Source organism: Enteroscipio rubneri, assembly GCF_963929405.1.
GTDB lineage: Bacteria > Actinomycetota > Coriobacteriia > Coriobacteriales > Eggerthellaceae > Enteroscipio > Enteroscipio rubneri.
Genome location: NZ_CAWVIN010000002.1, coordinates 627,162 through 640,541, shown reverse-complemented (window position 1 = coordinate 640,541; position 13,380 = coordinate 627,162). Strand labels below are relative to the sequence as shown.

Below are 13,380 nucleotides of genomic sequence, written 5' to 3'. Positions count from 1 at the left end.
TACCCCCTTACAGCACGCCGAATAGATTATCAACCACACCGGCGAAGCCCATGAAGCTCAGGCTGACGAAGGCCGCCGACATAAGCGTGATGGGCATGCCCCGAAATGCCCGAGGGGGATCTGCTTCGTCAACACGGCGCCTTACACCGCTGAACAGCACCATCGCCAGCAGAAAGCCGAGGCCTGCGCCGAGCGCGCATACGAGCGCCTCGGGATAGCCGTACCCTTCGTCCACCGCAAGGATGGCCACGCCGAGAACCGCGCAATTCGTGGTGATGAGCGGCAGATATACGCCGAGCGCCTCGTGCAAGGCAGGTAAAAACCGCTTGACCGTGATCTCCAACATCTGCACGAGCACGGCTATCACGAGAATGAACGCGATGGTTTGCAGATATCCCAATCCGAGCGCATCCAGCAGCTGCTGCAAGGGCCAGGTGACAGACGTAGCCAGCACCATGACGAGCGTTACGGCACAGCCCATGCCCACCGCCGAATCGAGTTTCTTCGACACGCCGAGGAACGGACACACGCCGAGGAACTTCACGAGCACATAGTTGTTGACGAGGATCATGCTGAACAGGATCGCGGCGAACTCGGCCATCATGCCTCACGCTCCTTCAAGTCGCACATTCCACATGCGGCGCATGCATCCTCCGGGAGCATCGCCTCCTTCGTTTCGCTGCCATCCGCGCGCCGGCGAAGGGCCTCGACGGCCACGGATCCGGCGATAAGCACGCCTAAGACGGCAAAGCCGCCCGGAGGCATAACGAACACGGTCATGGGCTCGATGAAATCGGGGAGCACCGGGATGCCTGCGAATGTGCCGGCGCCGAGCACCTCGCGCACGGCCGACATGAGAATGAGCGCGACCGTGAACCCTACGCCCATTCCGAAGCCGTCGAGCGCAGCTTCGCGCACGGGATGTTTTGAAGCGAATACTTCGGCGCGCCCGAGCACGATGCAATTCACCACGATAAGCGGCAGGTAGATGCCAAGCGCCGCATTCAGCTCAGGCAAGTACGCCTCGACGATCATCATGACGAGCGTCACGAACCCCGCAATCACGGTGATGAAAGCAGGAAGGCGCATATTCGTCGGGATGACTCCGCGCAAAAGCGATACCACGACGCCCGAACATACGAGCACGAACGTTGTGGCCGCGCCCATGCCGATGCCGTTCGTCACCGCCGTCGTCACGGCAAGCGTGGGGCACAGGCCCAGCATCTGTCTGAGCGCCGGATTTTCTGCGAGGATGCCTTTCGAGAACACCGTGAACATGCTCTTTCCTTTCGCCATCCCGCTCATCATGAGGCCTCCTTCCCGCTCTCGGCGGCCGGCACTGCAGCATCCTGCCCCATTGCGATCCCGCGATACGCTTCGATCGCTTCGTTGACGGCGGTAAGAGCCGCCTTCGACGATATGGTCGCGCCTGTGACGGCATCGATATCGCTTATCGTCAAAGGCTCGGCCGCACGGCCGACAAACTGGGAGGAGAACTCCTCATCGGCCACCTTCGTGCCCAGCCCGGGCGTCTCAGTGTTTTTCAAGCCGACGACGTTGACGATGATGCCGTCCGGTCCGAAGGCAATCCCCATGGGCACCGGGCCGCTGTAGCCCTTTGCTTGCGCCGTCACAACATAGCCCGTGCCTCCCGCAGCCTCCATGCACGCCGTCACCCCCGGCACATCGCACGGCAGCGCTGAAAAATCAGGTGCATCGGGGATAAGGGACGAGTAGGTAGCCCAGGCTTCCGCCTCGCGATTCGCCGTGATGACCGGCAACGTGAGATTGTTCACGGAGCCCAACAGGAGGCCAACCGCGGCGCATATCACCACCAGGACAGCGATCGGCTTGGCCGATGCCGTCCAGAGTTCACGGTTGACCATCTCTTCTTGCGGGGCGTCGCGCCGCTGTTTCGTCTCCACCGTTTTGCCCATCATTCGCTCCTCCCCTCTCCCCTGCCGCGCAGTACGAACCTGCGCTTCTCGCCGCCCAACGGAGCCGGGCGCGTGAGCGCATCGATGTAGGGCACGACGAGGTTCATAATGAGGATGGCGTATGCCACACCCTCGTTCATATTGCCCCAGAACCTGATGAGGCAGGTGATGAGACCGAGTCCCAGACCGAAAACCACCTGGCCCTTGAACGACGTCGGCGATCCTACGTAGTCGGTGGCCATGAAGATGGCCCCGAGAAGCAGGCCGCCTGAGAATACCTGGGTGGCCACGTCGTTGCCGGTGAGCACGCTGAGCGCGACGACGGTGCCTACGAATACGCCGGGGATGGTGAACGTGACGGTACGCGTGACGAGCAGCCACACGAACCCGAGCAGAAGCGCCGCACCACACGTCTCGCCGAGGGCACCAGCATGCACACCGAGCACAAGGTCGAGCAGCGACAACGACGCCGCAGCAGGAGCAAGCGGCGTGGCTGAGCTCACGGCGTCAACGCCAGATGCCGCTAAACCCGCTATCTGCGGTGCCGCAAAGTCCGTCATCGCCGCTGTAAACGACACCGACAGCACGATGCGGGCGACAATGGCCGGATTCGCGAAGTTGCGGCCGATGCCACCGAACAGAGCCTTTGCCACGATGATGGCGACAAACGAACCGATGACCGCCATGTAGAGCGGAATGGTGGAAGGTAGGTTGAACGCAAGCAGAAGCCCGGTAACGACCGCGGATAGATCGCCCACCGTCTGATCCTGTTTGCGCAGCGCGCACCACAGAGCCTCGAACGCCACGCACGAGCACACCGTCACAGCGACAACGAGCAGCGCCCTCGCTCCGAAGATGATCCCTGAAGCCGCAAGCGCAGGCATGAGGGCGATTACGACGTTGAGCATGATCTTGCGTGTCGTGAGGCCATCGAACACGTGCGGTGCCGTCGAGAGGACGAGCGGGCGCTTCGAGACGTTCTCCGCGCGTTCCACGTTCTTCATCTGTTACCTCCTCTTCGCCATCTCGGTGCGCATAAAGTCGCGCGCGAGCTTGCTCGTCTGCGAGAGCGGTTGCTTCGCAGGGCACACGAACGAACACGTGCCGCAGCCCATGCACAAATCGGCCATCAGCGCGTCGAGCCGCTCGATATCTTCAACGGCGTAGGCCTTCTTGATTTCAACGGGAGAAAGGCTCATAGGACAGGCTCTCGCGCACCGTCCGCATCGTATGCAAGGGGTGGTGGCCGGACGGGTCATGCCCTCCTCGCCGAATACAAGAACTCCGTTATTCTGCCGAATAACGGGATAGTCTAGATCGATCTGGGCGTTGCCCATCATGGGGCCGCCCAACACGATTTTTCGCGGCTCTTTTACGAGTCCCACGTACTCGATGACGTCGCGCACACGCGTGCCTACGATGATGTCGTAGTTGCCGGGACGGGCTACGGCATCGCCCGCGACGGTGAAGCGGCGCCTTACGAGCGGCATGCCCGTCGCCAAAAAGCGGCCGATGGCGGCCATGGTGGTCACGTTGTTGAGCATGACACCCACGTCGGTCTGGCGCTTGCCGCGCGGCACGACACGGCCCGAGGCGTTGTGCACGAGCACGTTCTCGGCACCTTGCGGATAGCGACTCGGCAGCGCTTTCACCTCGATAGCCGGATCGTCGGCCGTGAGTCGGCGCAGGTGCGCGATGGCTTTCGGTTTATTGCTCTCGATGCAGATGAGCGCCTTCGGGATTGCGAGGTACCGACACGTCTCGCGCACCCCGAAAAGGATATCGTCGGCGCACTCCATCATCTCGCGATAGTCGGTGGACAGGTACGGCTCGCACTCGGTGCCGTTCACTATGTAGAGGTCGATGTCATCGAGGTTGGGGGGATCGAGCTTGACGTCGGTGGGAAATCCCGCGCCGCCGAGTCCGACGATCCCGCTGCGTCTGATGGCGACCAGAAACGATGCGCGATCCGACACGTCGGGCGGCTGCACCGCATCGGCAACCGTCTGTTTCCCGTCAGATTCCACGATCACGGCGGTATCGCTTTTGCCGGAAGAGTAGTACACCGGTTGGATAGCCGTCACCGTGCCGGAGATGCCCGAGAAGATATCGGCGGACAATCCGCGAGGCGCATGTCCGACGAGACTGCCCACGTCCACATGGTCGCCCTTCTTCACGACGGGCTCGCACAGAGCGCCGATATGCTGCTGCATGGGGATCATGATCTCCCCCGGCACGGGCATGGCCTGCGTCGGAAGCTCGGCTGTATCTTTGCGATGGGGCACGACGGCCCCGCGTGCGCGGCTGAACAGCGATACCCGTGCCATGGATCGTCCCCTCCCCCTTCGCCGGACACAGGTCCGGGGCGTTCCGCGCATCCCGCCGACGTCGCGGCAGCGGGATCGACGGCCTTTCGCGGAACGCAGCACGCCGACATGATCGTCCCATGGTAAGACCTGTACGCCAAGCTGCGATAGCGAAGAACGGCCAAAGGGGAAATGGTCCTTGGCGACTGGCAATTCCCGCCCTTGGACGGGCGCCGTGAGAAGGCGAACGGCTTGGTCCGACGCTCAGCGCGCGCGTTCCGCATCCTCGCTTTCGAGGCGTCTGAGGCGTCGGCGCTCTGCGGCAAGAAAGCCGACGACGATCAGCGTTGACGTGATATCCGAGATGGAAGGCGCAAACCACACGCTCTCCAAGGGCGTCAAGGGCAGCACCTGCGGCAGCACCATGGGACATACCACAAGGAGCGGGATAAGAAAAAGTATCTGGCGCGTCAACGTGAGCACGGTGGCCTTGAGCGCCTGGCCGGTCGCGTCGAAGTAGTTCGCCCCGATGGTCTGAATAGGCAGGATGGGGATGAACATGAGGTAGAGGACGAGCGCCCATGCGGTTTCGGCAAGGTAGCTTCGGGGCAATCCGAACAGGTGCGCATACATGTCCGGCGCACAGACTACGGTTACCCATAACGGCGTCGTGATGGCAATACCCAGCACGATGGCCTGCCATAGCACGCGCTTCATACGATCGAACTGGCGCGCGCCGTAGTTGTAGCCGATAATGGGCTGCGCTCCCATGGCGATGCCCATAGCGGGCATAAAGGTGAACAGGCCCACGGCGGATAGCACGCGCATAACCGCGAGCGCACCGTCGACACCGAGCGGATCTGATGCACCGTAGAACACGAGCAGGTTGTTCTCGATCATCGACGATACGGCAAAGCCCAGCTCCATGACGGCGGGGGCGATGCCGAGCGCGCAGATGCGCAGGGCCACGCGCGGCTGGAGCATAAGCGAGGGCACGCGCAAGGGCATCGGAGAACTCTTCTTCAAAAAGAACTGCATGACAAAGATCGCCGAGAGCGCCCAGGAGCACACGGTTGCAAGGCCGGCGCCGCGCATGCCGCCTTCGAGCACGATGATGAACAGATATCCGAACACCACATTCGCCGCCGTGCCGATGAGCATCGATCCGAGCGCGCGGTTCGGATGACCTGCCGTGCGGATGAAGTTGTTCATGCCGAATGCGATGAACTGCAACGGTGCGCCCGCGACGATGACCGTCATGAAATCCATGGCCAGCGGAAGCACGTCCCCGTCGGCACCCGAATAACGCAAGACAGGCTCGAGCGCAAAAAAGGAAACGACCCAGAGCACGGCTGCAGCTGCGAGCAGTAGCACGAGGCTGTTGCCAAGCACGCGCTCGGCAACGGCTTTCTTCCGCTCGCCCAGCTTGATAGCCGCCAACGCGTTGCCGCCCACGCCTACCAGCATGGCGACAGCGACCATGGCCGTCATCATAGGATTCGCCACCGTGGTGGCGGCAAGACCGTCCGCACCGACCGCATGGCCCACGTACACGGCATCGATGACGTTGTAGAGCATCTGCACGAGCACGCCGACGACGGCAGGAATGGAGAACTCGAGCAGCAGCTTGAACGTGCTCTCGACACCCATGCGGTCGATCTTGTGGTTATTCGAACGTCGCCGGACCTCATCCTCGGTCGGCGCGCCCAGCGTCTCCCTTTCTTCTTGCATGATCGAGCCTATCGTTCTCGCAGCGCGATCAGGGCGAGGACGGCTATGCCCTATCGAAGCGGCGCGCCGTGCCGTGCGATCGCGGAGTTTCCCGGGTTGTCCCGGCGAACAAGACCCATCGGCGGAACATTCCAGGAATCGGAGCTGGACGCCGTCGGGATTCGGGTCATCCCGAACCTTGATAGTATACGAGAGCCGCCACCCGAGAGCAAGGCGGGCGACGGCTCTCAACGCAGGAGGCACTACGCGATCGGCGGCGTTCCTTCGGCGTTGCCGAAGATGGCGTCGATCTGCACGAGAGCATCCTTCGGAAGGGACGAAACGCCCACCACCCGTCGTGCAGGAGTTCCGACGAAGTACTTCGCGTATACGTCCTCGAGAGCGTCCATGTCCTCGAGGTCGCGCAGGTAGATGTTCGCCTTGACCGCGTCTTCCATCGTGTGACCCACACTCTCGATGATGGCCTTGATGTTCTTGCACGCCTGCTCGGCCTGCTCGACCGCTCCACCGGACACCAGCTCGCCCGTTGCAGGGTCGATACCGAGCTGGGCCGAGATATTGTTGTAGTGCGAGAACGCCACGCTTTGACTGGACAGGGCGTCCTTCGGAGCGTCGGCTGCGTCGGCGGCCTCGATGATGAGGCCGTGACGGTCTTCGACCAGCTGCGGGGGCGTGCCGTCGCCATGCGACACCACGGCCTCCATCTGCACGAGCGCGTGCATGGGCAGACCGGCAACTCCAACCACCGTGCGCGCGGGCAGGTAGCCAACGGCGCGTGCGATGCCCGAGTCGGGGAAGAAACGCGTATAGACCTCGTTCACCGCTTCAAGATCGGAGAGGTTCTTGAGGAAGACCGTGACCTTCACGATGTCATCAAAAGGAACGTCGATGCTCTCGAGGATGGCCTTGATGTTCTTGAGGCACTGGACGGCTTGCTCCTGCACTCCGCCGACGACGATCTGACTGCTCTTGGGATCGATGGGCAGCTGGGCGGAGACGTTGTTGTAGTGCGAGAACGCCACGCTTTGACTGGACAGGGCACTCATCGGAGCCTCGGGCGTGTCGTTCACGTACTTGAGGATGTCGCCCGCCTGCGGCGCGTCCGGAATGGTGCCCTCCCCGTTCGAAACAAGGGCCTCGATCTGCACCAAGGCGCCCAGAGGCAGCGCGTCGACCGCAACGACCGTACGCGCGGGCACGTAGGTCGGGAAGAAGGACCGGTACGCCTCGTCGACCGCGTCCATGTCCTGGATATCGCGCACGAACACCGTGACGCGTACGATATCGTTCATCACATGGCCGATGCTCGTGACGATGGCCTCGATATTCTCAAAGCACTGCAGCGCCTGCTCCTCGATGCCGCCCTTCACCAACTCCCCCGTGGCGGGATCGATGGGCAGCTGGGCGGACAGGTTGTTGTAGTGAGAGAAAGCCACAGTCTGCGCATGCCGAGGGCTCTTCGGCGCCTCGTCGGTATTCCTTGCCAGCACCACGTTGTCTGCCATATCGGTTCTCCTTCGTTCGGATTCCTGCATCCTTCGCTCGCGCGTCCTGCGCAAGCATCCCCGACGGCTCGCCTCGGCGAAATCCTCCGCTTCTCGGGAAGGCTGCAGTATAGCGTTTTGTGCAGTTGCACAAAACATCGTTCGCACATTTAGCGACCAGCGGAAAGGCTCACGGCGAACCGTTCGCCGATGTTTCTGAAACCCCTTCGAGGCCGCCATGCAGAAAAACAGATGATAGAGTCGCGATTCATACAGGATACTCGATCCTACCGCTCACCGATTAGCCTTCCACTCTCTGCGCGCGTTCACAAGAAGGCGACAATTGCAGCGGCAAACCCGTCTTCCATACGGCCGAAACCGGCTGCGCTCGAACGACGCCAGCCTGAGCCCCGATTCGCGATGACGGCATGGACGCCGGCAAGGCTTGCCGAGAAGCCCCCCGTTCATCGCCGAATTGCGATCGAGGGGATCTAATATCTGCATCATCATCCGTCTTTCAGCAGTGCGCATGCCGACATGACGGCAGACAAGCAGTCCGCGGGCGCGATCGGCGATGCGCGCGGGCTGGCGACGTCGAGCGCCGTCTTCAATGGTCAAATTCTTCTTGCAAACGGAATCGGTTACCGTTAATATAGTCAACGCTGTTTGGGTAGCCGGCAGAGGCCGCCGAACGCATGCAACGGGTTGTGGCGCAGTTTGGTAGCGCACTTGACTGGGGGTCAAGGGGTCGCAGGTTCAAATCCTGTCAACCCGACCAGCAATTCAAGCAGGTCATCAGGCAATTTGCTTGGTGGCCTGCTCTGTTTTCAAATACCGTACACGATTCTACCCGCACATCGCCCGCAAATGGGCGCAACCGATACGGCACTGTTCGGAACACATGGCGGTCATTCCTTTATCTCGGGCGTATCCGGGATCGAAGTCGCGGACGGTTCTTGCTCGGCACTCCCGCCCTCCTGCTTCTCGGATGGCTCCTCTGTTTCCATTTTTGGTCCTGGTAGATTTGATTCCGATGGCACCGGTTGGGTCCGGCGGCACCGGTCCGACAGGCGCATACTTCATGATACCTTTATGCGAACCGCACGGATGGTAGATGATACCGTTCGATACGTAACCTCCGCTACCATCATGAAGTCACTCCTTTTCCGAGGGATGCGACGGAGGAGCCGTTATCGCATCGTATGCCACGCTGGCACAGACGGCAGCGGGATGCACCCGATGCGCGCCGGCTGCTATACTTGCTGGCAGATCGTGGAAAAGAACGCGCAAGCGGACCGTGAAATCCAGTCGAACGCGGAAAGGAACGGCCATGAGCGAGACCGAGCGCATACGCCTCACCCACCTCACCGAGAAGGGCGGTTGAGCGGCGAAGTGGGGTCCGGGCGACCTCGAAAAAATATTGAAGGACATCGCGCCGCCTCCCGACGCCGACCTGCTGCTGGGCTTCGACACGTCCGACGACGCCGCCGTTTACCGGCTGAACGACGAGACGGCTGCCGTGCTGACGCTCGACTTCTTCACGCCGGTGGTGGACGATCCCTACGAGTTCGGCGCCATCGCCGCGGCGAACGCACTGTCCGACGTGTTCGCCATGGGCGCAAAGCCGCTGACCGCACTCAACATCCTCGCGTTCCCCTGCAGCCTCGGCACCGACGTGGTGGGCGAGGTGCTGCGCGGCGGGGCCGACAAGGTGGCCGAGGCGGGCGCGTTCGTGGTGGGCGGCCACTCCATCGAGGACGACGAGCCCAAGTACGGATTGTCGGTGTTCGGCACCGTGCATCCCGACCGCATCGTCAGAAACGGCGGCGCGCTGCCAGGCGACGCGCTGTTCTACACGAAGACCATCGGCTCGGGGCTCATGAACTCGGCGTTTCGAGCCGGGTTCGAGGACGACGAGAGCATGCGTCCCGTTATCGACTCCATGATGGAGCTCAACCGTGCGGGTGCCGAGGCGATGGCGAGCGTGCACGCGCGTGCCGCCACCGACGTGACGGGCTTCGGGCTGGCGGGCCACCTCCACGAGATGCTCGACGCCTCGGGCGTCTCGGCCGAACTCTTCTGGGACGACCTGCCCCTGTTCGAGGGCGCCTACGGGTACTCGTGCGACTTCTGCCGCCCCGCCAAGACGTTCGGCATCGTGGAGTGGGCGCGCGCCTTCGTGGAGCAGGGCACGCTCGACGACGAGGAGTTCGAGAACCGCATGGGCGTGCTGTGCGACCCGCAGACGTCGGGCGGCCTGCTCGTGGCCGTGGCGAGCGAGGAGGCCGACGCGTTCGCGGAGGCGTTCGAGCGCGCCGCTAGGCGCCGCCCCGCGCTGATCGGGCGCGTGGGCGCCGGGGGCGCCGGGAAGATCCGAATGCGGTAGCGACCGGGCGCTCGCCGAGCGCCCGGTCAGATCACAGCTGGCACACAGTCTACCGCGCTGCCTCGCGCAGTCGAACCGTCGGAAAGCCGCTGAATCTGGCAGGATGAGCGCACACCGAGACGAGCTCGGGGCGCGTCGCAGGAAACATGCCTCACCGCGATCTGATACCATGCGAGGCACGGTGCTCCGAATGCGCTCGCGCCAATTCCACGCGCTCCTAGCGGGGAGCGTGGGCGTTTCCGCCATTTCGGCTCCGTCTGGACGCTCAGTACAGCTCCGCCTCGTGCACTTCCTCGTACGCCAATCCGCCGCTGGCGAGGGCGCCGAGCAGCGCGTCGCGTTCCTCGGCGGGAACGCACCAGGCGAGGCCGCAGCCGGCGGATATCTCGGACGGTATGGGGATCATCCTGCCCGGAAAGCCCGCCTCGCGCGCGGCAGCCTCTACGGCCATCGCATCGCTCGCAGAAGCGAACGTCACCACGGCTTTCAGCGTCTTCCTGCGCACGGATCAGGCTTCCTGGGCGATGGCCGCCACGGCGGCGATGCCGGCGTCCACCTCGTCTGCTGTGTTGAAGCTGCTGAAGCTGAACCGCACCGCGCCCTGGTTCTGGGTGCCCAGCGCCTCGTGCATGAGCGGCGCGCAGTGGGCGCCGGCGCGCGTGCAGATGCCGAACTCGGCGTTGAGCGCATCGCCCACCGCCGCAGAGTCCAGCTCGCCCACGTTGAGCGCCACGATGCCGCAGCGACCTACGTCGCCGCCCCCGCCCAGCACCCGCACGCCCTCGATGCCGCGCACACCGCGCTCGAAGCGCTCTGCCAGGGCCCGCACTCGCGCGCCTATCTCCTCGACGCCGCGCTCCTCGATGTAGGCGAGTCCCGCGCCCAGGCCGGCGATGCCGTGGGCGTTGAGCGTGCCCGCCTCCAGCCGCTCGGGCATGCGCGCGGGATGGCGCCGGTTGTAGCTATGCGTCCCTGAGCCGCCCACCTTGAGCGGCTCCACGTCCACGCCCTCCGCCACGACGAGGCCGCCCGTGCCCTGCGGGCCGTACAGGCTCTTGTGCCCCGTGAACGCCACGAGGTCGAGTCCGTCGCGCCCCATGTCGATGGGCACGACGCCGGCTGTCTGGGCGGCGTCCACCAGCAGCAGCGCACCGCGCTCGCGGCAGATGCGGGCGATGCGGGCGATATCGTACACGTCACCCGTCAGGTTTGAGGCGTGGGTGACAACCGCGAGGCGCACGCTCGGCTCGAGCGCTGCGTCGAACGCGTCGTAGTCGAGCGCCCCGCGCGCGTCGTGCGGCACCACGGTCAGCGAGCATCCGCGCTCGTCGACCGCGCGGTACAGCGGGCGCAGCACCGAGTTGTGCGACGCGGCCGTGGTCACGAGCGCGTCGCCCGGGCGCACGAGCCCGTTGACGGCCGTGTTGAGCGCCTCGGTGGCGTTGCTGGCGAACGCCACGCGCGCAGGGTCGCCCGCGCCGAGCAGGCGCGCGAGCTGCTGGCGCGCATGGAACACGGCCAAGCCCGCGTCGAGGGACGCCTCGTGCACGCCACGGCCCACGCCGCCGAACCCGTTGATGGCGCGCGCCACCGTCTCGGCCACCGCCGGCGGCTTGGCAGCAGTGGTGGCCGCGTTATCGAAGTAGATCATGGCTCCACGGTCCTTGTCCTCGCGCGTCTTCGACCCTACGGGCGGATGATGCCGCGCGCGTTCGCCTGCTTCTCCACGATCGCGTACATGTTCGTGGCCTCGCCCGCTTCCAGCTGTTCGGCCAGCCCGTAATGGGCGAGACACGTGCCGCAGCTCATGACCTCCACACCGGCCTCGGCCAGCGCACGCAGGTCGTCGAGCGACGATGAGCCGGCGCATGCCAGCTTCACGCCGCTGTTGTACATGAGCACCGTTTCCGGCAGCTCGTCGAGCTGGGTGAGGGCGAACACGAAGCCCTTCATGAGCACCGCCCCCAGCTCGTCGTCGCCCGATCCCATGAACTCGGACGGAATCACCGCCACGACGCCGCCCGTCGGCGCCGCCTCGGCGACGGGATCCGCGCCGACCGTCGTGGCATCCGCGCCGTCGGCAGCCCCGCCGCCCGTCGGAGCGTCCTTCGCGAACGTCACCGCGAACGTCGACGCCCCGCGCTCCTCGCCAGACGCTTCCACCTTGAGCGTCTTGCCGAGCGCCTCGAGGTTGCGCACCGCGGTCTCGTTGTCCACGAGCACCTCGAGCACGCCCTCCCCCATAGCCGCAAGCGCCTTCTTGGCACGTACCACAGGCAGCGGGCACGCCTGGCCCCGCGCGTCGATCTGCTCCATGTCGATACTCTTCAACAGGGGACGATAACCGGTCATGCTGAATCTCCTTGCCGACCTTCCCGTTCTATATTCTTTTCCATATGCAGAAAGCATTGCAACACTGTTGCAGAATCGAACCCGTGCGCCGCGCACGAAAAAGCGCGCATTCGGAACGCGCACATCCAGACGAGGCCTGCTTCGCAGAACGACGCGCCCTGCAGAAAGGCGGCCGATACAAGCCTCGTGCCGTCATACTATCGAAGCGCTCCGCAGGCTGCAGCCAGCATCCGCCCGGCTGCCGGAACCGCCGGCGAACGGCACGGCGAGCGTTCAGCTGATACGCTCAGGGTGAGTGTAGACGGTAAAGCGGTTGCCTCGTGCAAAAGCGGCGAGCGTCACGTTTGCCTCCACGGCGTAGTCGAGCACAGCCGATGTCGGGGCAGACACGGTCGCCACCAGCGCGACGCCGAAACGCGCAAGTTTGTTAACAAGCTCGAGCGCGCAACGGCTCGACAGATAGGCGAATCCGTCCCTCGGGTCGACGCCTGCGCGCGAGAGCGCTCCGACGAGCTTGTCAACCGCATTATGACGTCCAACGTCCTCCCTCATGCAGACGAACCCGCCGGTGCGATCAACGAACGCGGCCGCATGCGTTGCGCCCGTCTCCCGATGCATGCGCTGGCGAGCAGCCAACCCTTCAGCCGCCCTCCACACGGCCTGCCGGGCGAACGGTTCTCCGTCGGGCAGATGCACCATATGTGCAGGAAAGTAGGGCGGCAGCGCTGCGAGGGACCCTTTGGTGCGCGTCGCTTCCCTCGACGAGCCCAGCGGTGCACCGCGATTGAGACGAAGGCCTTCGCGCAGATGCACGTCGGCGCCGTAACACTCGCCGAGCTCGCTGACGACGATGCCGGCTACGTCTTCAGGGCCTTCCACAACGCCCTTGGCGAAGGCATAGCCGAACGCAAGATCCTCGAGATCGCGCGGCGTGCAGGACAGCACATCGCAGAACGCGCCGTCAATGCTTACCGCGAAAGGCACCTCCAACGCCACCGTTTCGATGCGTTCCTGCACACCATCTTCCGCTATACGCACGCAACCTCCCACTGCACGGGAAAAACGCCCGCCGTCGGTCCCAGTTCGCATATCCGCCGTTTCGCCCATCGCAGCCTTCTTCCTCTTTTCGCCAGAAACGTGTCCCGAGAGCCGCTCCCACCGTCTTCAAACCTGCCGATCTGCAA

At 64.0% G+C, this 13,380-nt stretch carries 12 protein-coding genes and 1 tRNA gene; 2 read left to right on the top strand and 11 right to left on the bottom strand.

The window, feature by feature from the left end; genetic code table 11:
* Positions 1-7: 7 nt before the first annotated feature.
* The 7 genes from ABGT83_RS06205 to ABGT83_RS06175 form a co-directional block, all read right to left on the bottom strand.
* Positions 8-604: an electron transport complex protein RnfA gene (locus ABGT83_RS06205; protein WP_187143247.1), complete on the bottom strand. Its 597-nt coding sequence runs from the start codon at positions 602-604 to the stop codon at positions 8-10.
* Positions 601-1,308, bottom strand: a complete 708-nt coding sequence (locus tag ABGT83_RS06200) for an electron transport complex subunit E (RefSeq protein ID WP_346686490.1) — start codon at positions 1,306-1,308, stop codon at positions 601-603. Before ABGT83_RS06200 ends, ABGT83_RS06205 begins: the two co-directional genes overlap by 4 nt.
* Positions 1,305-1,940: an FMN-binding protein gene (locus ABGT83_RS06195; RefSeq protein ID WP_239926294.1), complete on the bottom strand. Its 636-nt coding sequence runs from the start codon at positions 1,938-1,940 to the stop codon at positions 1,305-1,307. Before ABGT83_RS06195 ends, ABGT83_RS06200 begins: the two co-directional genes overlap by 4 nt.
* On the bottom strand, positions 1,937-2,941 hold the full coding sequence (locus ABGT83_RS06190) for an RnfABCDGE type electron transport complex subunit D (RefSeq protein WP_103264437.1): 1,005 nt from the start codon (positions 2,939-2,941) through the stop codon (positions 1,937-1,939). The genes ABGT83_RS06195 and ABGT83_RS06190 overlap by 4 nt, the downstream gene beginning before the upstream one ends.
* A gap of 3 nt (positions 2,942-2,944) precedes the next feature.
* Positions 2,945-4,264, bottom strand: coding sequence for an electron transport complex subunit RsxC (gene rsxC / locus ABGT83_RS06185; RefSeq protein WP_239926292.1), 1,320 nt, complete (start codon positions 4,262-4,264; stop codon positions 2,945-2,947).
* Between the two features lie 243 nt (positions 4,265-4,507).
* On the bottom strand, positions 4,508-5,974 hold the full coding sequence (locus ABGT83_RS06180) for an MATE family efflux transporter (RefSeq protein WP_103264436.1): 1,467 nt from the start codon (positions 5,972-5,974) through the stop codon (positions 4,508-4,510).
* Positions 5,975-6,216: 242 nt separating this feature from the next.
* Entirely contained in the window at positions 6,217-7,479 is a 1,263-nt protein-coding gene (locus ABGT83_RS06175) for a RidA family protein (protein WP_346686488.1), read from the bottom strand.
* Between the two features lie 680 nt (positions 7,480-8,159).
* Between ABGT83_RS06175 and ABGT83_RS06170 the strand changes: the two genes are divergently transcribed.
* Together ABGT83_RS06170 and selD are read left to right on the top strand one after the other, a co-directional pair.
* A tRNA-Pro gene (locus ABGT83_RS06170) sits at positions 8,160-8,236 on the top strand.
* A gap of 552 nt (positions 8,237-8,788) precedes the next feature.
* Positions 8,789-9,844 (top strand): selenide, water dikinase SelD, encoded by a 1,056-nt coding sequence (gene selD, locus ABGT83_RS06165; RefSeq protein WP_103264433.1) that lies wholly within the window; start codon positions 8,789-8,791, stop codon positions 9,842-9,844.
* 265 nt (positions 9,845-10,109) lie between these two features.
* Here selD and ABGT83_RS06160 read toward each other — a convergent pair whose 3' ends face one another.
* From ABGT83_RS06160 to fdhD, 4 genes are all read right to left on the bottom strand, one after another.
* Positions 10,110-10,349, bottom strand: coding sequence for a DUF3343 domain-containing protein (locus ABGT83_RS06160; protein WP_103264432.1), 240 nt, complete (start codon positions 10,347-10,349; stop codon positions 10,110-10,112).
* A 3-nt stretch (positions 10,350-10,352) separates the two neighbouring features.
* Complete coding sequence (locus ABGT83_RS06155; protein ID WP_103264431.1) at positions 10,353-11,495, bottom strand: aminotransferase class V-fold PLP-dependent enzyme; 1,143 nt, start codon at positions 11,493-11,495, stop codon at positions 10,353-10,355.
* A 35-nt stretch (positions 11,496-11,530) separates the two neighbouring features.
* The gene (gene yedF / locus ABGT83_RS06150) at positions 11,531-12,160 is read right to left on the bottom strand and encodes a sulfurtransferase-like selenium metabolism protein YedF (RefSeq protein ID WP_103264475.1); all 630 of its coding nucleotides are present in this window, start codon (positions 12,158-12,160) and stop codon (positions 11,531-11,533) included.
* Positions 12,161-12,469: 309 nt separating this feature from the next.
* Complete coding sequence (fdhD, locus tag ABGT83_RS06145) at positions 12,470-13,213, bottom strand: formate dehydrogenase accessory sulfurtransferase FdhD (RefSeq protein WP_157938922.1); 744 nt, start codon at positions 13,211-13,213, stop codon at positions 12,470-12,472.
* Between the last annotated feature and the right edge of the window lie 167 nt (positions 13,214-13,380).